Genomic DNA, 25,192 nt, shown 5'->3' on the forward strand with positions numbered 1-25,192 from the left:
TGGCGGCGCGCGGGTGTGTCGCCTTGAGGAAACGATCCGACATGAAGAAGACCTTGCTGGCAGCGGCGCTGCTTGGCTGCACCCTGGCGGCGCACGCCGCCGACCAGAACGAAGCGGCCCATCCGGGCGCCGTGGTGGTCACCGCCACGCGCACCGCGATCACCGTGGACGACGCGCTGTCGTCGGTCAGCGTGATCACCCGCGCCGACATCGAGCGGCTGCAGCCGCTGTCGCTGGCGGACCTGTTGACCGGCCTGCCCGGGGTGAGCTTCGCCAACGCCGGCGGCTATGGCCAGCAGACCTCGCTGTTCCTGCGCGGCACCAATTCGGCGCATACGCTGGTACTGATCGACGGCGTGCGGATCGGCGGCATCGGCAGCGGCCTGGCTGCGTTCGAGCAGATCCCGGTGGAACAGATCGAGCGGATCGAAGTGGTGCGTGGCCCGCGTTCGAGCCTGTACGGCGCCGATGCGATCGGCGGCGTGATCCAGATCTTCACCCGGCGCGGCTCGCAGGACGGTGCCCTGCGGCCCTCGTTCAGCGTGACCACGGGCAGCCAGAACCTGCTGCGCGGCCAGTTCGGCCTGTCCGGCGGCAACGAGCACGCCTGGTACAACCTTGCGGTGGGTGCGCAGCACACCCGCGGCATCAACTCCTGCCGCGTCGGCGCCGGCACCGTGTTCGCCGGCTGCTACACCGACGAGCCCGACAACGATCCCTACCGCAACGAGAACCTGGTGGCCAATGGCGGCTACCGCTGGGACAACGGTGCCGAACTGCGCGGCAGCTGGCTGCGCAGCCTGGGCGAGATCCATTTCGACGGCAGCTACCAGAACCGCAGCCGCACCGTGCAGCAGACCGCCGGCGCCGCCTTCAGCTTCAATCCGCTGCAGGCGTGGAAGACCACCTTGAGCGCGGGCCAGAACATCGACCGCTACGACAACTACGAGAACGAGAGCTTCGTCGGCTACATCTGGTCGAAGCGCAACCAGGCCTCGTGGCAGAACGACGTCAGCCTTGCCGACAACCAGCTGCTGACGCTGGGCGTGGACTGGCAGGGCGAGAAGATCGAGAGCGACACCGGCTTCCTGGCCACCCGCCGTCACGACACCGGCAGCTACCTGCAGTACCAGGGCACGTTCGGCCGCAACGAGGTGCAGCTGTCCGCGCGGCGCGACCACAACAGCCAGTACGGCGACCACGACACCGGCGCGGCGGCCTGGGGCTATCGATTCGATGGTGGGCTGAAGCTGTCGGCCAGCTATGGCAGCGCGTTCCACGCGCCGACCTTCAACGACCTGTATTACCCCTATGGCAGCGGCAATCCCGACCTGAAGCCGGAGCAGTCGCGCAGCGCCGAGCTGGGCCTCGGCCGGCAGCTGGGCTCGTGGAACTGGGCGGTGAACGCGTATCAGACCCGCATCGACCAGTTGATCGCGCTGGACAGCAACTACTTCCCGATGAACGTCAGCAAGGCGCGCATCCGCGGTGTCGAAGGCCAGCTCGGCGTGAACCTCGGTGGCTGGCAAGCGCAGGGTTATGCCAGCTGGCTGCAGCCGCGCAACGACGACGGCGGGGTGAACGACGGCAAGGTGCTGCAGCGGCGCCCGGGACGCACGGCGCGGATCGACCTGGATCGCCGCGTCGGCGAGTGGGCCATCGGCGCCACCGTCAACGGCGCCGGGCGGACCTTCGACGATGCCGCCAACCGTCATGCGCTTGGCGGCTACTCGACCACCGACCTGCGCGCCAGCTGGCACTTCGCACCGGGCTGGCAGCTGGAGGCACGCATCGCCAACGTGTTCGACCGCGAGTACGAAACCGTCTGGTACTACAACCAGCCCGGGCGCAGCGGCTTCCTGACCCTGCGTTACAGCCCCGCGACACGCTGAGTCGGCCGGCGAAGTTCGAGCCGGCAGGGAAGCCGGCGCTTAGACGCCATCGACGGAACGGAGGCGGAACGAACAGGGATGTTCGCGTCCTTGCCGTGTGCATTGCCGGCACCGGGACGCCATCGCGATCGGTTCTCGCCGATCGCCTTGCTCCGCTTGGGCCACCGCTGTTGTCGATCGGCGGCGCGCTCCCGTTATGCTTGCGCATCAGGGAGGGCCATTTGAATATTTTCGCACCGTTGATCCGCCGCCCCGTCGGCACCTCGTTGCTCGCCATCGGGCTGATGCTGGCCGGCTTGTGGGCGTACCTGCTGCTGGGCGTGGCCGCGTTTCCGTCGATCGAGTTTCCCGGCGTGGCGGTCTTCGCCCAGATGCCCGGCGCCAGCGCGCAGACCATGGCCTCGACCGTGGTGGCGCCGCTGGAGCGGCACCTGGGCCGCATCCCCGGGGTCAAGCAGATGTTCTCCAGCGCCAGCGAAGGCGGCGCCCAGATCCAGGTGCTGTTCGACTTCGGCCGCACCACCGACGCGGCGGCGCGCGACGTGCAGGCGGCGATCAACGCCGCGGCCGCCGACCTGCCGCCCGGCCTGCCCAACCCGCCGGGCTTCTTCAAGTTCGACACGTCCCAGGTGCCGGTGCTGCTGGTTTCGCTGACTTCGACCAGCCTGCCGCCCGACCGCCTGTTCGACCTCACCGACACCTTGCTGAAACCGGCGGTGGCGCAGATACCGGGCGTGGCCCAGGTGCAGGTCAGCGGCGGCACGCCGCACGCCGTGCGCATCGCGCTGAACGCCTCGTCGCTGGCGGTCAAGGGGCTCACCACCAACGATGTCGCCAACGCCTTGCGCGCGGCCAACGTCACCTCGCCGCAGGGCATGCTGAGCAACGGCGTCACCCGCATGACGGTGACCGCCAACGACGCGCTGCACACCCCGCAGGACTTCGCCTCGCTGATCATCTCCAGCCGCAACGGCGTACCGGTGCGGCTGTCCGACGTGGCCACGATCAGCAGCGGCCAGCAGGACCAGTACACCGCGGCATGGTTCAACGGCACCCGCGCGGTGACCATGCAGATCAGCAAGCGGCCGGAAGCGAACGCGGTGGCCACCGTCACCGCGATCCGCGCGCAGTTGCCCGCGCTGCGCAACCTGCTGCCCGCCGACGTGACGATCACCCCGATCTTCGACCTCACCCCGACCACCGAATCGGCGCTGCACGAGGTCGAGGTGGCCCTGCTGATGAGCATCGTGATGGTGGCGCTGGTGATGCTGGTGTTCCTGCGCCGGCTGCGGCCCACCCTGATCGCGATGCTCAGCGTGCCGCTGTCGCTGGCCGGCGCGCTGGTGGTGATGTGGATGATGGGTTTCACCCTGAACATCTTCTCGCTGGTGGCGCTGGTGCTGTGCGTCGGCTTCGTGGTCGACGACGCGATCGTGGTGATCGAAAACATCGTGCGCCACATCGAGCGCGGCATGGCGCCGCTGCAGGCGGCGCTGACCGGCGTGCGCGAGATCGGCTTCACCGTCATTTCGATCACCCTGTCGCTGGTGGCGGTGTTCGGACCGATGGTGTTCGGCAACAACATCTTCACCGTGCTGATGCGCGAATTCGCGGTGACCCTGGTAGCGACCATCGTGATCTCCGCGGTGGTCTCGCTGACGCTGACCCCGGCGCTGTGCGGCCGCAGCCTGCTGCAGGAGCGGCCCGACGAGCACGCGCCGGGCCGGCTGGAGCGATGGGCCGAACGTTTCGACCGCTGGATGCTCGGCGTCTACGAGCGCGCGCTGGACTGGGCCATGCACCACCGCCGGGTGATGCGCTGGCAGCCGCCGATCCTGCTGGTGCTGACCGTGGTGCTGGCGATCGCCGTCGGCATCACCGCCGGCGGCGGGCTGATGCCGAAGGAAGACACCGGCCTGTTGCGGGCGCGGATCAGCGCGGCGGCGAACATCTCGCCCGCCGAGCTGGCCAGCCGCACGCGGGCGATGGCGGCGATCATCCAGGCCGATCCGGCCGTGCTGGACGTCTCGACCATCCTGGGCGGCGGCAACAGCGGCGGTGCGGTCGGCAATCATTCGGTCCTGTTCGTCGACCTCAAGCCGGTGGGCGAGCGCAACGTCAGCGGGCAGCAGGTGGTCGACCGTCTGGCCGTCCACTTCAAGAACGTCAGCGACCTCGACGTGTCGCTGTCCGCCGTGCAGTTCTTCGGCGGCGGCGGTGGCGGCGGGGGTGATGGCGGCGTCGGCCAGTATTCGTTCCAGCTCAACAGCACCGACGGCACGCCGCTGCAGGAGCCCACCCTGCGACTGGCGCGGGTGATGCGCGGAATGACCCAGTTCAAGGATGTCAGCAGCAGCTTCGACGGCATCGGCAAGCAGCAGATGGTGCAGGTCGACCGCGATGCCGCCGCGCGGCTGCAGGTGGGCATGGGCCAGATCGACTCGGCGCTGTACAACGCGTTCGGCCAGAACCAGGTGTCCATCATCTATTCGGACATCAACCAGTACCGGGTCGTGCTCACCGCCGACCAGGCCGGCGAGCTGAGTCCGCAGGCCCTGCTGGGCATCTACGTGCGCAACAGCCAGGGCAAGATGATTCCGCTGTCCGCGCTGGCGAAGATCGAGCCGCACCTGGCGCCGGTCACGGTCAGCCACTTCGACCAGCTGGAGTCCGCCTCGATCAGCTACAACCTGGGCAAGGGCATCAGCCAGGCCGACGGCCTGAAGCTGGTCGACCAGGCGATCTTCGCCGCCCAGCTGCCGCCCGGCGTGCAGAAGAAGTACACCGGCGACAACCAGAACCTGCTGGACGCCCTGAACAACGCGCTGCTGATGCTGCTGGCAGTGATCCTGGTGATGTACGTGGTGCTGGGCGTGCTGTACGAAAGCCTGATCCATCCGCTGACCATCCTGTCCACCCTGCCGGCGGCGGGCATGGGCGCCTTCCTGGCCATGCTGGTCACCCACACCCAGCTGACCCTGATGTCGATCATCGCGGTGCTGATGCTGATCGGCATCGTCAAGAAGAACGCGATCCTGATGGTCGACTTCGCCCTGGTCGCCGAACGCGAGCGCGGGTTGTCGCCGCCCGCGGCGATCCGCGAGGCGGCGCTGGTGCGCTTCCGCCCGATCACCATGACCACCCTGGTGGCGATGGGCGCGGCGCTGCCGCTGGCGATCGGCTTCGGCTACGGCTCGGAGCTGCGCCAGCCGCTGGGCATCGCCATCCTCGGCGGCCTGCTGGTGTCGCAGCTGCTGACCCTGCTGAGCACGCCGGCAATCTACCTGTGGCAGCACGACCGCCGCGAGCGCAAGGCGGCGCGACAGAAACTGCGCGCCGAAATCCGGCGCCAGCGGGCGCTGCAGCAGCAGATGCCAGCCCTGCCACGATGATCCCCGCCACCCCTGCCTTCCGGCAGGGTGTGGACTTCAGGCACATTCGCCGCGCCCCCCCGGGCGGGCATAAAGCCCGCATGAACGGAACTCTCGCCTTGCACGTCGCCACTCTGTTTCGCCGCCGCCTGCGGGTGCCGGCGCGATGAATGTCTTTGCGCCACTGATCCGCCGTCCGGTCGGCACCTCGCTGCTGGCCATCGGCCTGATGCTGGCCGGCCTGTGGGCCTACATGCTGCTCGGCGTGGCCGCGCTGCCGTCGCTGGATTTCCCCGGCGTCTACGTGGTGGCCAACCAGCCCGGCGCCAGCGCCCAGACCATGGCCAACACCGTGCTGGCGCCGCTGGAGCGGCACCTGGGGCGGATTCCCGGCATCGACGAGATGTACGGCAACGCCAGCGAGGGCTCGGCCTCGGTGATGGTGCGCTTCACCATGGACCGCACCGCCGACAGCGCCGCCCGCGACGTGCAGGCGGCGATCAACGCCGCCGCGGTCGACCTGCCCAGCGGGATGCCTTCGCCGCCGCAGTATTTCAAGTTCGACACCTCGCAGATCCCGATCCTGTTCATCACCCTGACCTCCAGCGGGATGCCGCAGGACCAGCTGTTCGACCTGGCCGACACCTTGCTGAAACCGGCGGTGGCGCAGATCGATGGCGTGGCCCAGGTGCAGGTGTTCGGCGGCACCCCGCATGCGGTGCGGATCGAACTGGACACCGCCGCGCTGGCGGCCAAGAACCTCACCGCCAACGACGTGGCCAACGCGCTGCGCGCGGCCAACGTCACCTCGCCGCAGGGCATGCTCAGCGACGGCCGCACCCGGATGACGGTCAGCGCCACCGACGGCCTGCAGTCTCCGGCCGAGTTCGCCCACCTGCTGATCTCGGTGAAGAACGGCACGCCGGTGCGGCTGTCCGACGTGGCGAAGGTGTACAGCGGCCAGCAGGACGAATACCAGGCCGCCTGGTTCAACGACCAGCACACCGTGGGCCTGCAGATCAGCAAGCGGCCGGAAGCGAACGCGGTGGCCACGGTGGAGGCGATCCGCGCCCGCCTGCCGCAGCTGCGCGCGTCGCTGCCCTCGAACATCGAGATGTCGCCGGTGTTCGACCTCACCCAGACCACCAAGTCGGCGCTGCACGAGGTGCAGGTGGCGCTGCTGATCTCGATCGTGATGGTGGTGCTGGTGATGCTGCTGTTCCTGCGCCGGCTGCGGCCCACCCTGATCGCCACGTTGAGCGTGCCGCTGTCGCTGGCCGGCGCCTTCGTGGTGATGTGGACGCTGGGCTACACGCTGAACACCTTGTCGCTGGTGGCGCTGGTGCTGTGCATCGGCTTCGTGGTGGACGACGCGATCGTGGTGATCGAAAACATCGTGCGCCACATGGAACGGGGCGAGCCGCCGATGGCGGCGGCGCTGACCGGCGTGCGCGAGATCGGCTTCACGGTGATCTCGATCACCCTGTCGCTGGTGGCGGTGTTCGCGCCGCTGCTGTTCGGCAACAACATGCTAGTGATGCTGCTGCGCGAGTTCTCGGTGACGCTGACCGCGGCGGTGGTGATCTCGGCGCTGGTCTCGCTGACCCTGACGCCAGCCCTGTGCGCGTGGATGCTGGAACACGAACCGGCGACCCGCAAGCCGCCGGGCCGGATCGAGCGGGCGGTGGAGAGTTTCGATCGCCGCTTGTCGCGCGCCTATGAGGGTGCGCTGGACTGGGCGATGCACCATCGCCGCATCATGCGCTGGCAGCCGCTGCTGCTGCTGTTCCTCACCTTCGCGCTGGGCTTCGCGGTGGCCAAGACCGCCGGCGGCACCTTCATGCCCGACGAGGATACCGGCCAGCTGCAGGTCGACATCAACGCCGACGCCAACATCTCGCCGGCGCAGATGACCGAGCGCACGCTGGCGGTGGCGAAGATCATGCAGGCCGACCCGGCCGTGCTCGACCAGCTGACCATGCTGGGCGGCAACAACGCCGGCGGCGCGGTGGGCAACAGCGCGCAGATGTTCGTCGACCTGAAGCCCCGCGGCCACGGCGCCGGCCATCGCGAGGAAGGCATCAAGCAGGTGGTCGAGCGGCTGTCGAAGCAGTACGACCAGCTCGCCGGCGTGAAGGTCTCGGTCAGCGCGGCGCAGTTCCTGGGTGGCGGTGGCAGCGGCGACGGCGGCGGCCAGTACGAATTCCAGCTGGTCAGCAACAACGGCGAGGACCTGCAGCCGTGGGTGCTGAAGATGGTGCGGCAGATGCGGTCCATCAAGGAGTTCCGCGACGTCGGCAGCAACTTCGACCAGGTCGGCAAGCAGCAGCTGCTGAAGATCGACCGCGAGGCGGCCGCGCGCCTGCACGTGGGCGTGGGCACGATCGACTCGGCGCTGTACAACTCGTTCGGCCAGCGCCAGGTGTCGCAGATCTATTCCGACATCAACCAGTACGCGGTGGTGCTCAGCGCCGCCGCGGCGCAGACGGTGAGCCCGGAGTCGCTGCTGAACATACGCGTGCGCAACGAGCAGGGCCTGATGATCCCGCTGTCCGCGCTGGCCACCATCGCGCCGAACATCGCCCCGCTGCGGGTGCGCCATCACAACCAGCTGGAAGCGTCCACCATCACCTACAACCTGGCCAAGGGCGTGCCGCAGGACCGCGGCGTGAAACTGGTCGAGCAGGCGGCTTTCGCGGTGGGCCTGCCTAACGGCATGAAGGTCGAGTACACCGGGGCCAACGAGCGCCTGCAGAAGTTCCAGTCCAACGGCATGGTGCTGCTGTTCGGCTCGATCCTGGCGATGTACATCGTGCTGGGCATCCTCTACGAAAGCCTCGGCCACCCGCTGACCATCCTGTCCACCTTGCCCGCCGCGGGCGCTGGTGCCTTCCTCGCGATGCTGGTGACCCAGACGCAGATCTCGATGATGGCGATCATCGCGATCCTGATGCTGATAGGCATCGTCAAGAAAAACGCGATCCTGATGGTCGACTTCGCCCTCGTCGCCGAACGCGAACGCGGCCTGTCCGCGCCCGAGGCGATCCGCGAAGCGGCACTGGTGCGCTTCCGCCCGATCACCATGACCACCCTGGTCGCGATGGGCGCCGCGCTGCCGCTGGCGATCGGCTTCGGCATCGGCTCGGAAATGCGCCAGCCGCTGGGCATCGCCATCGTCGGCGGCCTGCTGGTGTCACAGCTGCTGACCTTGCTGAGCACCCCGGCGATCTACCTGTGGAACCACGACCGCAAGATCCGCAAGGCAGCGCGCAAGGCGCGCCGGGCGGAGAAGAAGCGCTTGAAGGCGCTGGGTGGGGCACAGACGGCGGGGTGATTCGCCGCATGCCTTGACCACGCGGAAAGCCGAGATCCCTGCGTACTTCCCGGCCCCGGAGCATGCCGTGTGCAGCGGCATGAACCCCGCTTGTCGCAAGAACCTGCTCATTGACACGGCGCCGGGACGAGGCGGAGTCTTTCCGGGAGCCCGAGCATCAAGCCGGGCACAGGGGAAAACTCGATGCGTATCGTCCGGCAAGGGATCTGCCTGTGGGCAGTTGTGCTGCTTTTGTTGGCCAGTGTGGCCCACGCCCAGACGGCAGTGACGCCGGAGGACGAGTTCAAGCAGAAGATCCGGGTGTCGCAGGACATCCAGCCGCTGGGCGACAAGCCGTTCGGCGAGAACATCAACCTCTACAACGGCAGCGTGTCGTTCACGCAAACCGATGTCGATGCACCGGGCAATGGCCCCGACTTGCTGCTGACGCGCACCTATTCACCCGCCGATCTGCCGGCGACACAGTATTTCGTCGGCATCGAAACCAGTGCGCTCACCGACTGGACGCTCAACGTGCCGCGGATCGAAACCTTGTCGGCGCGCGATCTCACGTCAAGCGGGCAATGGTTCTTCCTGGACAACACGCAGCGCTGCACCAGTTTTCACGCGGCACCCGACATCACGGTGCAGCAAACCCCCAGTTCCACGCCAACGGAATACGAGCCGGGTGACTGGTGGCACGGCTACCAGATGATCACCGCCGACGGCACCAGCCAGGACCTGCTCAAGCGCGATGCCGCCAACACCTTGTCGCCCACGGTGAGTGGCAAGACGTTTCCGATCGTCACCAAGCAGCAGTGGATGATCAGTTGCCTGGCGCAAACCTCCAACGGCCAGCCGGGCGAAGCCTTTCTCGCGGTGGCGCCGGACGGCACCCGCTACTGGTTCGACTGGCTCGCCTACAAGCAGGCGCCCTCCATCATCCAGAAAGCGGGCGCGGCGCTGCAGCGCCGGGTCGCGATGATGCTGGCCTCACACATCGAGGATCGCTTCGGCAACAGCCTCACCTACACCTACGACGCGCAGGGCAATCCCACCCGCATCGAGGCCAGTGATGGTCGTGTGCTGACGCTGGCCTACCAGACATGGACGACGGGCGGCTCCATCACGGGTTCCCGATTGACGTCGGCGACGCTGCAACCCACCAGTGGGACGCCGCGTACCTGGACGTATGCGTACGCCGTTTCCGATGACACACCGGTGCTGAGCCAGGTGCAGTTGCCGGATGGCACGTCCTGGGGGTTCGATTTCCCGGTGATGACCACCTACGCCAGCGAACTGTTCGATTACGTGAGCGGATGCCAGACGATCGTGAAGCGGGTGGGCGACAGTCGCGATTTCGTCGTCCGCCATCCCTCCGGATTGCAGGGCACCTTTACCCTGACCAATCTGGTGCGGGGGCGCTCCGATGTACCGGGGACGTGCAGCAAGGCCAATCCGAATCACTGGAAGACCTTGAGTCCGGATGCCTACTCGGTCCGTGCGGTGACCCAGAAGGTGCTGTCGGGCGCCGGGCTGACTAATCAGACCTGGAACTTTGCCTACTCCCCCGCCAACGAAAGCGCCATCGAGGACTGCACCAGCGGTTGCGCCTCGACCGTGTGGACCGACGTCACCGATCCGGAAGGTCACGCCACCCGGCATACCTTCAGCAATCGCTTCGACGCTTCGGAAAGCCTGTTGCTGCGGACCGACTACTACGCGGGAGCGATCGGTTCTGCAATCCTGCGCAGCGAGGCAAACACCTACGCTGCGCCGGATGCGGGGCCGTGGCCCAGCGTCTACGGCTCGACGCAGCAGATGTACCTGAATGCCGCGCAGACCGAACGGCTATCGCCCGCCAACCAGCGCGTGATCACCCAGGATGGCGACACCTACACGTGGCAGGCGGAGTCGTTCGATGCCTATGCGCAGATCACGAAGACCAAACGCTACAACTCGATCACAGGCCAGGTTCCGATCGAGGAGGCCACCGCCTATCGCAACGACACCAATCTGTGGGTGCTCGGCCTGCCATTGACGGTGACCAACGTCGCCACCGGCGAAGTGGAGTCGAGCAACACCTACGACACCAGCAACGACACCCTGCTGACGCGCTCGCGCTTCGGCCAGACGTTGATGCACTACACCTTCAACAGCGCCGGGCAGCTGGCCGGCTTCACCGATGGCAACACCCATACCACCACGCTGGACAACTACAAGCGCGGCATTCCGCAGGCGATCGGCTACCCGGACGGCACCAGCGAAAGCCTGGCCGTCGACGACTTCGGCCAGATCACCAGCATCACCGACCAGGCTGCACACACCACCAGCTACACCTACGATCCGGTGGGACGCGTCACCCAGGTCACCTATCCGGTCGGTGACGAGGTGGCGTGGTACCCCACGCACTTCGCCTACGCCTTTGTGACCAGCGCCGAACGCGGCATAGCCGCCAACCACTGGCGGCGCACCGTCACCACCGGCAATGCTTCCACCGTCACCTACTTCGACGCGATGCTGCGCCCGTTGCTCAGCGACACCTCGATCATCGGCACGGCCGGCTCGGATACCAGCACGGCCAACGCCTACGACGCCCAGGGCCAGGCCACGTTCGCGTCGTACCCGGTGGCCGGTACACCGGCACTGTCCGCCATCACCAGCGGTACGCACCATAGCTACGACGCCCTGGGCCGCCCCACACAGAGCATCCAGGATTCCGAACTCGGCCCGTTGACCCGCCTGACCGCCTACCTGTCCGGTGCGCGCCGCCAGCTCACCGACCCCAAGGCCAACATCACCACCACCAGCTACCAGGTGTTCGACCAGCCCGGTGGCGATGCCGTCATCAAGGTGCAGGCGCCGCAGGGGATCACCCAGACCATCGCTCGCGACCTCTATGGAGCCCCGCTGTCGATCACCCAATCCGGCCTGTACGGCACCGAGCAGGACAGCCTCACCAGGCACCTCTACTACGACATCTACCATCGCCTGTGCCGCAGCACCGAGCCGGAAAGCGGCAGCACCGTGATGCACTACGACGCGGCCAACAACCTGGACTGGAGCGCCACGGGCCTGGCCATCACTGGCAGCGCGTGCAGCCAGGATCAGGTGGCCGCCTCGGTCAAAACCGCGCGCACCTACGACGCGATGAACCGGGTGCTGACGATCAGTCCGCCGACGGGAACGCAGGGCACGACGTACACGTACGACACCCGAGGCCACGTCGCCAGCGCCAGTTCGGGCATCAGCCTGTGGTGGGCCAACTACGACACGCGTGGAAACATCACCGGCGAAGCTTTGTGGGTGGACGGCCAGAGCGCCTGGGGCATCGGCTACTCCCACGATGCCTATAACCATCTATCGGCTATCGGCTATCCCGGCAGTCCCGGTGAAGGCGTCGCCTACGCACCCGATGCACTGGGCCGGGCTACCCAGGCAGGCAGCTATGCCAGCAGTGCGCACTACTTTCCCGACGGCAGCGAACAGGGCCATCTGTTGGGCAACGGCATCAGCGCCCTGATCCAGAAGAACACGCGCCTGCTGCCATCCGGCCTCAGTTACGCCCTCGGCGGTACGCAGCGCCTGAATGAGGCCTATGTTTACGACAAGGACGCCAACCTCACCAGCGTCACGGATCTGGTCAACGGCCAGAACAACCAGACCCTGGGCTACGACGGGCTGAACCGGCTGACCTCGGCGATCGCGCCGAATGCGTGGGGTACGCAGTCCTACGCCTACGACGCCCTCAACAACCTGCGCCAGAACGTCAACATCGGCTTTCCGATCAACATGCACGTGGACGCCAACAACCGCCTGACCAGCGTGACGTTCGGCACCACTCCGTTCACCACCTACCAGAACGACACCCGCGGCAACCGCACCGCGATGACCTACAACGGCGTCACCACCCAGTACAGCTTCGACGCGAAGAACCAGCTGCTGGCGGTGCCGGGCGTGGCCAGTTACGCCTACGACGCGGCGGGGCGGCGGATCATGAAGACGCCCGCCGTGGGCGGCGCCGCGGCGGCCACCTACAGCTTCTACAACCAGGCCGGCCAGTTGATGTTCGGCTACGACGCGGCCACCGGGCAGGGCACCAACTACATCTACCTCAACGGCAAGCTGATCGCGCGGCACAAGGGCAGCACCGTCACCTACCTGCTGACCGACCGGCTGGGCAGCCCGGTGCGCGAGGCGGATGCCAGCGGCAATGTCACGGCGAGCTTCAGCTACCTGCCATACGGCGGCCTCTCCAGCGGGCCGAACCAGAGCCAGCCGGGGTTTACCGGGCATGTGAATGATCCGGAGACGGCGTTCGTTTATATGCAGGCGAGGTATTACGATGGGTCGACGGGGTACATGCTAAGCGTCGATCCGGTGGGGCCGGTGCCGGGGGATGTGTTTGGGTTTAATCGGTATGCTTATGCCAACAACAACCCAATTATTAATGTCGATCCGGATGGTCGTGCAACCGACCCAGAGGACGATGTAAAAGAAGGTCGTGTAGAGACCCCTGGCGTTGCCCTGCGGGCTGCGATGAATGAGGCAGTAGGAAAGGAGCTGCTTGCGCAAATACGCGACATCGACCCAACATATCAGCTGCCGTCTGTTTCTGGCCCACAGGGTGGGCCGTATTACACCGATACGAGCAACGAAATACTTTCAAGTGATTTATCGAAGCTGCAAAAAGATGGACCACCTCAATGCGTGGCTCCGGCCTTGCCTACTACGCTGGTAGGAGACACAGCTGACCCAAGAGCTGGTAGCAACAGAAGTGGAACAAAATTTACGTCTGGAAACTTACTTCCAAAATTTGGTGGGGTAGGCGATTATCAGTCAGACTTAAAGACCCTTGCTGGAGATACGAGGCTGCAAGTGACGGGAGATAGCGCTCCACCGGGTTCTCAGGTTGGTGCCAACGGAGTTTTTGGACGTAGTCCCAATAGTTCAGGTGGTAAGAGCATTGATATTCCAGCCAATGGAGATAAGCCACATGAAACGTTGCACTACGAGGAGTGATTTAAACCAAGTACGCTTCCGATTTGATTATGAGTGCATTGGCTTCGGTTTAGATGAAATTAAATCAATTATCCGAGAGAACGAAATTGTCTCCTATTCTATCCCGATAGGTCAGTCGCTAACTACAACTTGGAATTTCAGATTGAATTTTCGAAATTTAGTCTGTATTGAATTTTTTTCAAGGGCAAATGCTGTATCAGGATGGGATGAGACGGGTAGCATTGTTTTGAGGCTCGCGGATGTGGCAGCGGACGACGCGAGATCGGGTGTATTCGAGACTCGCCTTATATCCGGCTTTAACGTAGATTCGGTTTCTCTCTTGGTATATCAAGAAGACCAGATCAATTCAGAATGCGGTATGATTTTTCGCGAAAAATATGGGCGTGAAATGATTGTAGCTGCCGGAGTATCGCCAGGTTCTGTTTCAATATGTGCCGATTTTTCTGGAGATATTTTTGCGCCGGAACATTCTCTATCAAAATATTGTGAAAGTCATTTATTTAATTAAATCAGTACTGCCTGGTTAATCCGGCTAACTAAGGATGGTCTGATCAATTAAGTTCGAAACGGCCGTCCAGACGGCCGTGCGAGAGCTCAGGAATTGGCTGCGCCGAACGATGAATTATGGGTTGATTCTTGCCGGCACTCTGCTGCCATACCTCGGTTGATGTCTCATTGCCTGCCTCACAGGCGCACCTCTCCTGCGGTCGCCAACAAGGTTCGTCGGGCCATCCACAGATTGCTCAGCGCAAACAGCGTCAGTACTTGCGCACCGTTCTTGGCCAAGCCACGATAGCGCGCCCTGACATGACCGAATTGCCGTTTGACCACGCGGAACGGGTGCTCGACGGCGGCGCGGATCGACGCCTTGAGGTGTTCGACCTCTTCGGTCAGAGCGCGCAATGCCTCATCCTCGATCGCCTTGACCTTGCTGCGCTTGGCAGCGATATGCCACGTCCGCCCTCGCTTGGCAGGCGCGTGTTTCTCGGCACCCGTGTAGCCGGCGTCGCCAAACACGACTTTCTCTTTGCCGTGCAGCAGATCGCCGACCTGGGTGACATCACCCACGTTCGCTGCCGTCGTCACCACGCTGTGAACCAAGCCGGTGGCCTCGTCCACGCCGATGTGCGCCTTCATGCCGAAATACCACTGGTTGCCTTTCTTCGTCTGGTGCATCTCCGGATCACGCGCCTTGTTTCGGTTCTTCGTCGACGACGGTGCACCAAGGATCGTCGCGTCGACGATGGTGCCCTGCGACAGCTTCAACCCCTTGTCGTGCAGATGTCGATTCACTGCCTTGAACAGCTCTTTGGCCAGCCCGTGCTTTTCCAGCAGGTGGCGGAACTTGCACACCGTCGTTTCGTCCGGCGCCGGCTCGCGCCCCAGATCGATGCCCACGAAGCGGCGCATCGACGCCGAGTCGTACAATGCTTCCTCTACCGCGGGATCGCTCAGCGCGTACCACTGCTGCAGAAAGTGGATGCGCAACATGCGCTCCAAACCCACGGGGCGACGCCCGCCTTCGGCACGTGCCTTGGGATAGAACGGTTCGATTACCGCGCACAGCTCCGGCCACGGCACGACCTTGTCCATCTCGGCCAGGAACACATCACGTCGCGTGGCCTTGCGGTGGGCTTCAAATCCACCGTCGACCTGCGTTGCCAAGGTCAGCTGATCGGCCATCGTCTACACTCTCTTGGACAGGTGCGTGCTTCGACAGCGAAGCAAAATCAGAGTTTCCTTAGATGACAAGCCCGCGGAGGGATATTCTTTAAGAGATTCGGAAACAGGCGAGGTGCAGAAATATGGAGAAACGACGCGTGGTGAGCGGCGATTTGGCACGCAAAAAAGATATTCAAAAAAGTATATGAAGGAAAATAAAGTCGATTATCAGAAGGAGGCTACTGGGACAAAAAAGGAGATGCATGAATGGCAGCATCAGAAAATAAGGGAGTATAAGAAGGTAAATGGCCGTCGCCCTCCGAAAAATAAAAATGACTATTGAGGTTATCTGCGTATGAAATTATGGATTGGTGCGGAGATCGAGGCAGATATCGGTGATCAATTCAGAAATGTGAGAAGGTGTGTCGTCGATACGATTAATTCCTATATTGATTTTCGTGAATATGATTTAGGAGTGGAAAGTTGGGACTGCATTGCTATAGTGCGGGACGATGATTGCTTTCCCGAAAAATTTGTTTTAAATAGAAAAAATGGCGACATGGATTTCAGAATTAGAATCGATTATTCGAAATTCAAGTCTGGAGACCGTTATGAGCAAAAGCGCTTGATATTTGAAATGTTAGAAAAAAGTCTATTGATGCTCAAGGAAAAGAATCACAATAACGGCATCGATGCGCTTTTGAGTGACATTAAGTCAATTTGGTCATCAATTGAGAAGTAGTCAGAACAACATTAGGGTCATACGACTATCAAGTGCAAGCAAAAGGTGGGCAAAAGGGGTTGGGCAAAAGGGGTCAGAGACATTATCCGACGAGGAGTGGTGGTCTGAGCTGTTGATGGGGCTTGGTTCGGGCTGCGAGGATGGGGCTGGTCAGAAGATGGCGGGAGGCCGTCATGCCACGTCAGTGCCGTCTGGACTTGCCCGGGGTTCCGCAACACGTCATCCAGCGCGGGAACAATCGCCAGCCGTGCTTCCTGCGCGTGCAGGACTACCTGTGCTACCTGAGTCAGCTCGGTGAGGCAGCGCTGGCAGATCTTGGGGTCAGGTCTTGTTTTACGAACTAAAGGGGACGTGGCTAATTAAATCGGTTGGGGGGTACATGCCGCCATAGTGCTGCAGGTGGCTGACCAGATCTGCCGGCGGGCGCTCTGCCGAGGGTGGCCTCGGCTTAATTGGCCACGTCTCTTTTTTGACGGCGAAACCGATCCGAACTACGGTCGTACGCTGTCGTACCAGACCCCGCGCACTGTTCGCCTGGGCGTACGTTACGACTTCTCGCTGTAATTCAACACCGCCGGGGGGCAACCCCCGGCACGCTGCCCAGAGTTGAGCCGCCGGTAACCCCGGCGGCTTTTTTTGGATCAAGAAACCCGGTGAGGAGGGGCGGTGGCGTCGAGCGCATGAGTTCGTTGAAGACGGCCCCTTCATCACCGGACCAAGCCGCTTCTCGTTTCGCGAACGTGCTTGCGGTCCGACTGGTTGAAGGCTGGCAGATCATCGTGAGTGCCGCTCCGCCGTACGAAGCGCGGCCCACGGGTTGTTCACGATAGCGGGCAAAGCTCAGTCGCTCTTCACGTGCTGCGCCAGGCAATGAACGCAATGCTCGGGCCTGCCGCCGACGCGCCGCTGCAAGCGCCGCCTGCTTGGCCGCCTCACCGACCGATTGTCACAATCCCCCTGCACGATGGCGGCAGTCGATTCGAGGACACCGCCATGCTGAGTATCGAGCAGTCACTGGTCGAGCGCCTGCCGTGGCTCGCGCGGTATCCGGCCATCCGTCGCCCGGTGTCGGGCATGCTCGGGCGGCTGGCCGACGAGGACGGTTTCAATCGCGTGCTGAGCCGGGTCGGCACGGCCGAGGGTTTCGATTTTGTCGAGCGGGTGCTGGATGTGCTGGGCACCAGCTGTCAGCTCAACCTGCGCGAACGCGAACACATCCCGCTGGAGGGTGCGCTGCTGGTGGTGGCCAATCATCCGCTGGGGATGCAGGACGCACTGGCGCTGCTGCAGCTGATCGGTTCGGTGCGCCCTGACGTGCGCATCCTCGGCAACGACTGGCTGGCGACGGTGCCGCAACTGGGTCGGCTGCTGCTGCCGGTGGATGTGTTCGGCAAGGGTGCGGCATCGCAGCTGCGCGGGATCTACCGTGCGCTCGACGATGGCCAGGCGCTGATCATCTTTCCCGCTGGCGAGGTGTCGCGGATGCGCCCCGATGGCGTGCGCGACGGGCGCTGGTCGGACGGTTTTGCGCGGCTGGCATTGCGGCGAAATGTACCGGTGTTGCCGGTGCACGTGGCCGCGCGCAATTCGACGATGTTCTACGGCATGTCGATGCTGGCCAGGCCGCTGAGCACGGCGATGCTGCCCCGCGAGGCGGTGGCGCCGGGCAGCCGGCGCATCGGTTTCAGCATCGGCGCGCTGGTGGCGGCGAGCGAGCTTGCACAGCGCAGCGGTGGCTCGCCGACGCAGGCGGCCAGGTTGATGCGACGGCATGTGTATCGGGTCGGCCGGCATCGTGGGCTGATCTTCGGTGGCCAGGCGCCGCTGGCGCATCCGGAGCCGGCCGGGCAGGTGGCGGCCGAACTGGCGCGTGCCGAGCTGCTGGCCGAACTCAACGATGGCAAGCAACTGCTGTTGCTCAAGGGCAGTGCCGACAGCGCGGTGCTGCGCGAGATCGGCCGCCTGCGCGAGCTGACCTTCCGCAAGGTCGGCGAGGGCGTGGGTGCGCGTCGCGACCTGGATGCGTTCGATCCGCACTACGAGCATCTGGTGTTGTGGGACGGCAAGGCGTTGCGCATCGCCGGGTCGTACCGGTTTGGCCATGGCGGCAAGCTGCTGGCCGAACGGGGCATGCAGGGCCTTTATACCTCCGGCCTGTTCGACTATTCGCCGGCGCTGGAATCGCGGCTGGCGCAGGGACTGGAACTGGGGCGCAGTTTCATTGCGCCGGCGTACTGGCGTTCGCGCGCGCTGGACCAGTTGTGGCAGGGCATCGGCCTGTACCTGCAACGCCACCCCGGGCTGCGTTACCTGTTCGGCCCGGTGAGCATGTCGGTCAGCCTGCCGCGCGAGGCGCGCGAATGGATCGCCGCCGCGCACCAGCACTATTTCGGTGCGCCGGGGCTGGCGGCGGCCAGGCAGCCGTTCGTGATCTCCGCGGAAGTCAGCCAGGGCGTGCGACAGGCGCTGGAAGGACTGGACGCTCCCGCCGGCCTGGGCAAGCTGAAGCATCATCTGGATGCGCTGGGCGTGAGCCTGCCGGTGCTGTATCGCCAGTATGTCGACCTGGTCGAGCCGTCGGGCGTGCAGTTCCTGGACTTCGGCGAAGACCCCGGTTTCTCCGGCTGCGTCGACGGACTGGTGATGCTGGACCTGGCGGCGCTCAAGCCCGCCAAGCGGGCACGCTATCTGGGCAAGCCGGCCGGCGCCGCCTGACATCCGGAACCGCCCCTGAAATCGCGACGCCCCGGTCCTTGCCATAGCGGCGGCGTCGGATCGCCAGGCCGGAACGCACCGACAGCATCTGCGCCTGATCGCGCCTGCCCATCTCGCGGTCGGCGGCCATGGCTGCCGGCCGGGGGAACTGGCATGGCGCGACACGCGGACTTGCGCAATTCGTGCTCAGGGTCTGCTTCCGCCACCTTGCCAGGCATGGTCCGCGTTGTAGGCTCTGCTGCGTTCACGAGATTGGCGAGGGCACATGGGCCAGAGTCCCGAACTGTTGCGGCGTCTGCTGCGGGCGAAGGACCGGATGGATGGGTCACCCCACGAAGAGTGGCCGGTGCGTCGGCTGGCGCAGGTAAGCGCGGTGTCGGCAGCGCATTTTGCGCGCTCGTTCCGGGGTGCGTTCGGCATGCCGCCGCACCGCTATCTGCTCACCCGGCGCATCGAGCGCGCCACGGCGTTGCTGCGCGATACCGATATGGCCGTCACCGAGATCGCGCTGCAGACTGGCTGGAGCAGCATCGGCACCTTCGGGCGGATCTTCCGCGACATCACCGGCGAGAGCCCGGGGGAGTTCCGCGCACGCCAGCGGGCGATGCCGCACGGGCACGGGCGTGTTCCGGAGTGCATCGTGCGCGCCGCGCATCGGCCCGATCTCAAGAGCGCAGTTTCGGAGAAGCGGCGCAGCGCGGTGGCCGGTAAAAAGGCACTCCAATCCACGGAGGTTCCACCATGACCCAAGGTGTCGATGTAGCCGGACTGTATGTCCGTGACCAGGATGAGGCGCTCGCGTTCTATGTCGGGAAGCTGGGCTTTGTCGTCCATGCCGATGCGCGCAACGGCGACTATCGCTGGCTGACCGTGCGGCATCCGGAGCAGCCCTCGTTCCAGCTCGGCCTGTTCCGGCCGGGGCCGCCGATGCATGACGCGGCGACCGCGCAGACGCTCTGCGAAATGGTGGCCAAGGGCGCGATGCCGCCGCTGGTGCTGGTGGTGGACGACTGCCGGGCGGCCTTCGAGCGGCTGCAGGCGCTGGGCGTGGAATTCACCCAGGAACCCACCAGCCGCTACGGCACCGTCGACGCGGGCTTCCGCGATCCCTCGGGCAATGGCTGGAAGATGATCGAGGCGAAGGCGTCGGCGCAGGGGGCGGCATGAGCGCGAGCCAGTGGATCCGCCAGAGCCATCGCTGGCTGTCGATCGTGTTCACCCTCACCGTGATCGCGAACTTCGCCTGGCGCGGCATGAGCCCGCACGAACCGCCGGCGTGGCTGACCTACTCGCCGCTGCCGCCGCTGTTCGCGCAGTTGTTCAGCGGCCTGTACCTGTTCGCGCTGCCGTATGCCGCGAGGCGGCGTATCAAGGCGTGAGGCCGTAGCACGCGGTCGCTTCAGCCGGCCGCCACCGGCGCGGGTCGCTCCATCCCGATGCTGCGCAGCGCCGGGCTGCGCATGCAGGTCAGGGCGATCGCGGTGAGCAGCAGGCCGGCGCCGGCGAACAGGTCGGTGAGCGGGATCAACCTGAGCAGGCTGCCGGCGATCGCGGCCGAGATCGGCCCCAGGCCCATGAAGGTGAACATCAGCACGCTCATGGCGCGGCCCATCATCTCCGGCGCCACCCGGCGCTGGATCCAGCTGACGATGGCGATCTGCGCGATGCCGGCGAGCACGCCGGTGGCGGCCAGCAGCACCGCGCCGGTGACCGTCGCATGCACCAGCGCCAACGTGGCCAGGGCCAGGCCGGCGAGGCTGTCGATGGTCAGCACCATCAGGCCGAGGCGGCCGCGCATGATGCGGCTGGCGTGGCCGGACAGGAAACTGCCCAGCAGCATGCCGCCGCCGTTGGCAGTCATCAGGATGCCCAGCGAGGCGGCGCCCAGATCCATCCGCGTATCGGCCAGCACCGGCAAGCCCACCTGCAGCGGGCCGCCGACGAACACCGAGACCACCGCCGCGTAGAGCATGAACGCGCGCAGCGGCAGGTCGGCCCAGATCATCCGCACGCCGCTGGCCACGTTGGCCAGCACGCCGCCCGCGGCGGGTTTCGGATCGAAGTCGCTGTGCACGCGGATCAGCAGCAGCGATGCCAGCGAGAAGGCGAAGCTGACCGCGTCGACGGCGAATGCCAGGCCCAGCCCTTCGGCATCCTGCATGGCCTGCGGCTGTGCGCCGTGCGTGCCCACGCTGATCACCACGCCGGCCAGCGCCGGGCCGACGAACATGCTGAGCTGGCGCATGCCCATCACCAGCGCGTTGGCCGGTTGCAGCTGATCCTTGCGCACCAGTTGCGGCAGGATTGCCGAGCCGGCCGGGTAGGCGAACGCGGTGGACAGGCCGATGCCCAGCGCGATCAGGTACACCAGCCACATGCGGATGTCGCCCAGCAGCACCAGCGCGGCCAGCAGCGCCACCAGCAGCGCGTTCACCCCGCGCGCGGCCAGCAGCACGCGGCGCGGCGACAGCCGGTCCACCAGTGCGCCGCCGATCAGCATGAACAGCGCGCGCGGCAGCGCCATCGCCGCCAGTACCAGGCCCAGCGCGGCGGGGTTGCCGGTGAGCTTCAGCACCAGCCACGGCAGCGCCACCAGGGTGAACTGGTCGCCCAGCATCGAGATCGTGCTGCCGCCGAACAGCAGGCGGAAGTTGTGGTTGGCGAAAACGGAATCGCGGTGGGCGGTGGCCATCGGTGGGTTCGCAGGTCGGGTGGCTGAGCGGGATGAAAATGCAATGGGCTGCCGCCCGGGTCAGCCGGCGTCCGCGCGCTCGTCCCAGGCGATCGCCGCCAGCTGTTGCAGGTGCGCGCTCACGTCCGCCGGCCACGCGGCGATCAGCGCGCCGAAGCGCTCGCGGTCGCCGCGGTAGAAGGCGCGCGAGGCTTCCTCGTAACCCGGTTCGTCGCCGGCCATCACGCGCATGAAGCGATCGACCGATTCGATCGCCTGGCGTGCGCGCTCCTTCGCGCCACCCTGGCGGATGGACTGCTCGACCAGTCGCCGCAGCACCGCCGAGGCGCCGCCGGGTTGCTGGCCCAGCCAGTCCCAGTGTCGTGGCAGCAGGGTGACTTCGCGTGGCACCACGCCCAGCTTGGGGCGACCGGGTCCGCGGCTGGCCGGCTCGGCGGGTGTGGCAGGTGCCAGCCGGGCCAGCACGTCGTCGACGCTGCCGCGGAAGTCGATCTCGATCGGCCGGCTGTCGCGCTCGTCGAACACCAGCAGCGGTCCGGCGGCGCCCGCGTCCAGGCGCTGTTTGGCGGCACGGGCGACATCGGCCAGGGCGCCCTGGCCGATCCGCTGCGGGCCGTCGAAGGCGATGCAGGAGGTGGTTGGCAACATGTTTTGTCCGGGTAAATTCGTTTGGCGGATTTTATACGGATCAAATCCCCTGTCAATACTGCCCGGGTAAAAAGCGAGATGCGGCCGGGCATTCCCGCCCGCCGCGTGCGCCTTGTATGGTTGAGGCTTTCCACCCGAAAGGACTACGGATGACCAAGCGTCTGCGCACGGCCAGCTTGCTGGTTTCACTCGGTGTACTTGCCGCCACCGCGATTCCCCTGCCGTCAGCGGCCGCGGAACTCGCCGTGCCGCCGATCGCCTACCACCAGCGCACCTTGCCGAACGGCTTGCAGGTGCTCAGCGTGGAGGATCACGCCAGCCCCAACGTGGCGGTGCAGATGTGGTACCACGTCGGCTCGAAGGACGACCCGCAGGGGCGCTCCGGTTTCGCGCACCTGTTCGAGCACCTGATGTTCAAGAGCACGAAACACATGCACGCCGAGCAGTTCGACCGGCTGACCGAGGACGTGGGCGGCGCCAACAACGCCTCCACCGGCGACGACGTCACCAACTATTTCGAGATCGTGCCCAGCAACTACCTGCAGACCCTGCTGTGGGCCGAGGCGGAACGGTTGTCCAACCTCAACGTGGACGAGAAGAACTTCAAGTCCGAGCGCGCCGTGGTGGAAGAGGAATACCGCCAGAGCGTGCTGGCCAATCCCTACGGCAAGCTGTTCAACGCGATCGATCCGAAGTCGTACACGGTGCACCCGTACCAGCGCCCGACCATCGGCAGCATCGAGGACCTGGAAGCGGCGTCGCTGCAGAACGTGATCGACTTCCACGGCACCTTCTACCGCCCCGACAACGCCACCCTGATCGTCGCCGGCGACTTCGACCCGAAGCAACTCGATGCCTGGGTCGACCAGTACTTCGGCGGGATCGCGAAACCGGCCACGCCGATTCCGCAGGTCACCGCGAAGGAACCCGCGCGCAGCAAGGACCAGCACTACACCGTCACCAGCGAGACCGCGCCGCTGCCCGGCGTGGCGATCACCTGGCTGATCCCGCCGGCGTCCGACAGCGCCGACAGCATCGCCCTGAAAGTGGCGGCGGCGCTGCTGTCGCAGGGCGAATCCTCGCGCCTGTACCAGTCGCTGGTGTATCGCCACCAGGTTGCCCAGGAAGCGGGCGCCGATGCCGACAGCCGCGTCGGCCCGGGCCTGTTCACCGCCTACGCGATCCTCGCCAGCGGCCACCAGCCGGCCGAGGCGGCCAAGCTGCTGCATGAAGAGATCATCTGGCTGGCGACCCAGCCGATTCCCGACGCCGAGCTGGACAAGGTGAAGACCCAGTTGCTCACCTCCGCGCTGAAACAGCGCCAGACCGCCGAGGGCCTGGCGTTCGCCCTGGGCCAGGCCAGCCTGATCGACGGCAACGTGGAGCGCGTCAACACCGACCTGGATGCCTTGCAGAAGGTCAGCGAGAAAGACGTGCACCGGGTGTTGCAGAAATACGTCACCGGCGCGCACAGCGTCACCATCGACTACCTGCCGCAGGCTGCCGCAGCCAAGCCGGCCGCCGCACAGGGAGCAGTGAAATGAGCCGTCCGATGAAGCACTTCCGCCTGACCGCGCTGGCCGCCGCGCTGATCGCCAGCGGCAACCTGTTCGCCGCCGACTTCCCGGCCACGCCGCCGGCACCGGGTCCGGCACCCACGCTGAGCGTACCCACGCCGTCGTCGCAGACGCTGGCCAACGGCCTGCAGGTGATCAGCGTGCGCCGCGCCGGCCTGCCGCTGGTCACCGCGCAGCTGGTGGTGCGCAGCGGCGGCGAGATGGACCCGCCGACCCTGGCCGGCCTGGCTGACCTCACCGCCAACCTGCTGACCAAGGGCGCTGCCGGGAAGACCGCGCCGCAGATTGCCGCGGCGGCTGAAGCCTTGGGCGGCTCGCTCGGCGCCAGCGCCGGCTGGGACGAAAGCGCGGTGGGCATCACCGTGACCACGCCGAAAGTGCCGCAGGCGCTGCAACTGCTTTCCGAAGTGGTGCGCCAGCCGGACTTCAGCGAGGCCGAGCTGAAGCGCTCGAAGGCACAGGCGCTGGATGACCTGCACCTGATGCTGAGCCGGCCCACCACGCTGGCCTCGTTCGCGGCCAGTCGCGGCGTGTACGGCGATGGCGCCTACGGCCATTCGCGCAGCGGTACGCCCGGCTCGATCCCGCGCATCACGCGGGCCAGCGTTCAGCAGTTGCACGCGGCGCTGTATCGCCCGGACAACGCGATGCTGATCCTCACCGGTGACATCACGCCGGCGCAGGCGCAGCAACTGGCGCAGGCCAGCTTCGGCGACTGGGCCAGGCCGGCCACGCCGCTGCCGGCGCGACCGACCGGCAGCCACGCCGGCCGGCTTCCCGCGGTGCTGCTGATCGACCAGCACGGCGCCGGCCAGGCCGGCGTGGTCGCCGCGCATCCGGCGCCGTCGCGGGCCGATCGCGGCTACTACGTGGGCACGGTGGCCAATGCGGTGCTCGGTGGTTCGTACTCGGCGCGCCTCAACGAGGAGATCCGCATCAAGCGCGGCCTGTCCTACGGCGCCAACAGCCGCCTGATGCCGCTGCACGACGCAGGCATGTGGCTGGCCGCGGCGCAGACCAAGAACCCGTCCGCGCCCCAGGTGGTGGAGCTGATGCTGGGCGAGTTCAAGCGGCTCGGCGGCACGCGGGTTTCCGCCGACGAACTGGCCGCGCGCAAGGCCACCCTGATCGGCGGCTACGGCCGCAGCCTGGAAACCACCGCCGGGCTGGCCAACGAAGTCGGCGACCTGGCCGTCTACGGCGTGCCGCTGGACGAGATCGGCAAGTACATCGCCCAGGTGCAGGCGGTGACCCCGAAGCAGATCGAGAAGTACGCCGACAAGTACCTCACTGCTGATGCCGGCACCGTGGTGGTGGTGGGCGACGCCTCGAAATTCGCCGCGGAGATCCGCAAGACGCACCCACAGGCGGTGCTGCTGGAGTCGACCGCGCTGGATCTGGACAGCCCGACCCTGCAACCAGGCTCAGCCGCCAAATAGCCGTCTCGACACAGCCGTCTCAACCCGGCGTTCACCCGACCCCGGCCATCGTGCCGGGGTTTTTCGTGCCTGGTGAAACACCGTGTTGCCGAGATCACCCGAATCGATGGGGCGGGAGG

The 25,192-nt window shown here is 65.6% G+C and carries 16 protein-coding genes and 1 pseudogene; 14 read left to right on the forward strand and 3 right to left on the reverse strand.

Going from position 1 to position 25,192, the window contains the following annotated elements:
* Positions 1-41: 41 nt before the first annotated feature.
* The 5 genes from ABNK63_RS00725 to ABNK63_RS00745 all read left to right on the forward strand — a co-directional run bounded on the left by ABNK63_RS00725 (position 42) and on the right by ABNK63_RS00745 (position 14,106).
* Positions 42-1,892 (forward strand): TonB-dependent receptor, encoded by a 1,851-nt coding sequence (locus ABNK63_RS00725; RefSeq protein WP_350016390.1) that lies wholly within the window; start codon positions 42-44, stop codon positions 1,890-1,892.
* Between the two features lie 221 nt (positions 1,893-2,113).
* Positions 2,114-5,284, forward strand: coding sequence for an efflux RND transporter permease subunit (locus ABNK63_RS00730; RefSeq protein ID WP_350016391.1), 3,171 nt, complete (start codon positions 2,114-2,116; stop codon positions 5,282-5,284).
* A 145-nt stretch (positions 5,285-5,429) separates the two neighbouring features.
* A complete protein-coding gene (locus ABNK63_RS00735) occupies positions 5,430-8,597 on the forward strand; it encodes an efflux RND transporter permease subunit (protein WP_350016392.1) in 3,168 nt (1,055 codons plus the stop codon).
* A gap of 183 nt (positions 8,598-8,780) precedes the next feature.
* Positions 8,781-13,598 (forward strand): RHS repeat-associated core domain-containing protein, encoded by a 4,818-nt coding sequence (locus ABNK63_RS00740; RefSeq protein ID WP_350016393.1) that lies wholly within the window; start codon positions 8,781-8,783, stop codon positions 13,596-13,598.
* Positions 13,573-14,106, forward strand: coding sequence for a hypothetical protein (locus ABNK63_RS00745; RefSeq protein ID WP_157582024.1), 534 nt, complete (start codon positions 13,573-13,575; stop codon positions 14,104-14,106). Before ABNK63_RS00740 ends, ABNK63_RS00745 begins: the two co-directional genes overlap by 26 nt.
* A 176-nt stretch (positions 14,107-14,282) precedes the next feature.
* Here the strand turns inward: ABNK63_RS00745 and ABNK63_RS00750 are convergent, their stop codons facing one another.
* Positions 14,283-15,281 carry an IS5 family transposase gene (locus ABNK63_RS00750; protein ID WP_007810605.1) on the reverse strand — a complete coding sequence of 333 codons (999 nt, stop codon included), beginning with the start codon at positions 15,279-15,281 and terminating at the stop codon, positions 14,283-14,285.
* Between the two features lie 25 nt (positions 15,282-15,306).
* Here ABNK63_RS00750 and ABNK63_RS00755 point away from each other — a divergent pair, with 25 nt between their 5' ends.
* The 7 genes and pseudogenes from ABNK63_RS00755 (at position 15,307) to ABNK63_RS00785 (ending at position 20,096) form a co-directional block, all read left to right on the forward strand.
* Positions 15,307-15,603 (forward strand): hypothetical protein, encoded by a 297-nt coding sequence (locus tag ABNK63_RS00755; protein WP_350016394.1) that lies wholly within the window; start codon positions 15,307-15,309, stop codon positions 15,601-15,603.
* Positions 15,604-15,615: 12 nt separating this feature from the next.
* A complete protein-coding gene (locus ABNK63_RS00760; protein WP_350016395.1) occupies positions 15,616-16,002 on the forward strand; it encodes an Imm44 family immunity protein in 387 nt (128 codons plus the stop codon).
* Positions 16,003-16,175: 173 nt separating this feature from the next.
* A pseudogene (locus tag ABNK63_RS00765) lies at positions 16,176-16,301 on the forward strand (transposase); the annotation flags it as partial.
* A 694-nt stretch (positions 16,302-16,995) separates the two neighbouring features.
* Positions 16,996-18,717 carry a lysophospholipid acyltransferase family protein gene (locus tag ABNK63_RS00770; protein ID WP_350016396.1) on the forward strand — a complete coding sequence of 574 codons (1,722 nt, stop codon included), beginning with the start codon at positions 16,996-16,998 and terminating at the stop codon, positions 18,715-18,717.
* A gap of 265 nt (positions 18,718-18,982) precedes the next feature.
* Complete coding sequence (locus ABNK63_RS00775) at positions 18,983-19,462, forward strand: AraC family transcriptional regulator (RefSeq protein WP_007808494.1); 480 nt, start codon at positions 18,983-18,985, stop codon at positions 19,460-19,462.
* Positions 19,459-19,884 carry a VOC family protein gene (locus tag ABNK63_RS00780; protein ID WP_007808496.1) on the forward strand — a complete coding sequence of 142 codons (426 nt, stop codon included), beginning with the start codon at positions 19,459-19,461 and terminating at the stop codon, positions 19,882-19,884. The genes ABNK63_RS00775 and ABNK63_RS00780 overlap by 4 nt, the downstream gene beginning before the upstream one ends.
* Entirely contained in the window at positions 19,881-20,096 is a 216-nt protein-coding gene (locus ABNK63_RS00785) for a hypothetical protein (protein WP_056717678.1), read from the forward strand. The genes ABNK63_RS00780 and ABNK63_RS00785 overlap by 4 nt, the downstream gene beginning before the upstream one ends.
* A 20-nt stretch (positions 20,097-20,116) precedes the next feature.
* Here ABNK63_RS00785 and ABNK63_RS00790 read toward each other — a convergent pair whose 3' ends face one another.
* Together ABNK63_RS00790 and ABNK63_RS00795 are read right to left on the reverse strand one after the other, a co-directional pair.
* Entirely contained in the window at positions 20,117-21,409 is a 1,293-nt protein-coding gene (locus tag ABNK63_RS00790) for an MFS transporter (RefSeq protein ID WP_007808499.1), read from the reverse strand.
* 60 nt (positions 21,410-21,469) lie between these two features.
* Positions 21,470-22,057 carry a DUF2239 family protein gene (locus tag ABNK63_RS00795; RefSeq protein ID WP_350016397.1) on the reverse strand — a complete coding sequence of 196 codons (588 nt, stop codon included), beginning with the start codon at positions 22,055-22,057 and terminating at the stop codon, positions 21,470-21,472.
* A gap of 149 nt (positions 22,058-22,206) precedes the next feature.
* Here ABNK63_RS00795 and ABNK63_RS00800 point away from each other — a divergent pair, with 149 nt between their 5' ends.
* Together ABNK63_RS00800 and ABNK63_RS00805 are read left to right on the forward strand one after the other, a co-directional pair.
* Positions 22,207-23,601 carry a pitrilysin family protein gene (locus ABNK63_RS00800; protein ID WP_350016398.1) on the forward strand — a complete coding sequence of 465 codons (1,395 nt, stop codon included), beginning with the start codon at positions 22,207-22,209 and terminating at the stop codon, positions 23,599-23,601.
* Entirely contained in the window at positions 23,598-25,073 is a 1,476-nt protein-coding gene (locus tag ABNK63_RS00805; RefSeq protein ID WP_350016399.1) for a pitrilysin family protein, read from the forward strand. The genes ABNK63_RS00800 and ABNK63_RS00805 overlap by 4 nt, the downstream gene beginning before the upstream one ends.
* The last annotated feature ends 119 nt before the right edge of the window (positions 25,074-25,192 follow it).

It is taken from the genome of Rhodanobacter sp. IGA1.0 (assembly GCF_040208325.1).
Lineage (GTDB): Bacteria > Pseudomonadota > Gammaproteobacteria > Xanthomonadales > Rhodanobacteraceae > Rhodanobacter > Rhodanobacter spathiphylli.

Bases quoted from the DNA above. Each gene is read 5' to 3' on its own strand.
- ABNK63_RS00800 (WP_350016398.1), top strand. From the start codon at position 22,207: ATGACCAAGCGTCTGCGCACGGCCAGCTTGCTGGTTTCACTCGGTGTA.
- ABNK63_RS00790 (WP_007808499.1), bottom strand. From the start codon at position 21,409: ATGGCCACCGCCCACCGCGATTCCGTTTTCGCCAACCACAACTTCCGC.
- ABNK63_RS00785 (WP_056717678.1), top strand. From the start codon at position 19,881: ATGAGCGCGAGCCAGTGGATCCGCCAGAGCCATCGCTGGCTGTCGATC.
- ABNK63_RS00735 (WP_350016392.1), top strand. From the start codon at position 5,430: ATGAATGTCTTTGCGCCACTGATCCGCCGTCCGGTCGGCACCTCGCTG.
- ABNK63_RS00725 (WP_350016390.1), top strand. From the start codon at position 42: ATGAAGAAGACCTTGCTGGCAGCGGCGCTGCTTGGCTGCACCCTGGCG.
- ABNK63_RS00760 (WP_350016395.1), top strand. From the start codon at position 15,616: ATGAAATTATGGATTGGTGCGGAGATCGAGGCAGATATCGGTGATCAA.
- ABNK63_RS00745 (WP_157582024.1), top strand. From the start codon at position 13,573: ATGAAACGTTGCACTACGAGGAGTGATTTAAACCAAGTACGCTTCCGA.
- ABNK63_RS00770 (WP_350016396.1), top strand. From the start codon at position 16,996: ATGCTGAGTATCGAGCAGTCACTGGTCGAGCGCCTGCCGTGGCTCGCG.
- ABNK63_RS00750 (WP_007810605.1), bottom strand. From the start codon at position 15,281: ATGGCCGATCAGCTGACCTTGGCAACGCAGGTCGACGGTGGATTTGAA.
- ABNK63_RS00780 (WP_007808496.1), top strand. From the start codon at position 19,459: ATGACCCAAGGTGTCGATGTAGCCGGACTGTATGTCCGTGACCAGGAT.
- ABNK63_RS00805 (WP_350016399.1), top strand. From the start codon at position 23,598: ATGAGCCGTCCGATGAAGCACTTCCGCCTGACCGCGCTGGCCGCCGCG.
- ABNK63_RS00795 (WP_350016397.1), bottom strand. From the start codon at position 22,057: ATGTTGCCAACCACCTCCTGCATCGCCTTCGACGGCCCGCAGCGGATC.
- ABNK63_RS00775 (WP_007808494.1), top strand. From the start codon at position 18,983: ATGGGCCAGAGTCCCGAACTGTTGCGGCGTCTGCTGCGGGCGAAGGAC.
- ABNK63_RS00740 (WP_350016393.1), top strand. From the start codon at position 8,781: ATGCGTATCGTCCGGCAAGGGATCTGCCTGTGGGCAGTTGTGCTGCTT.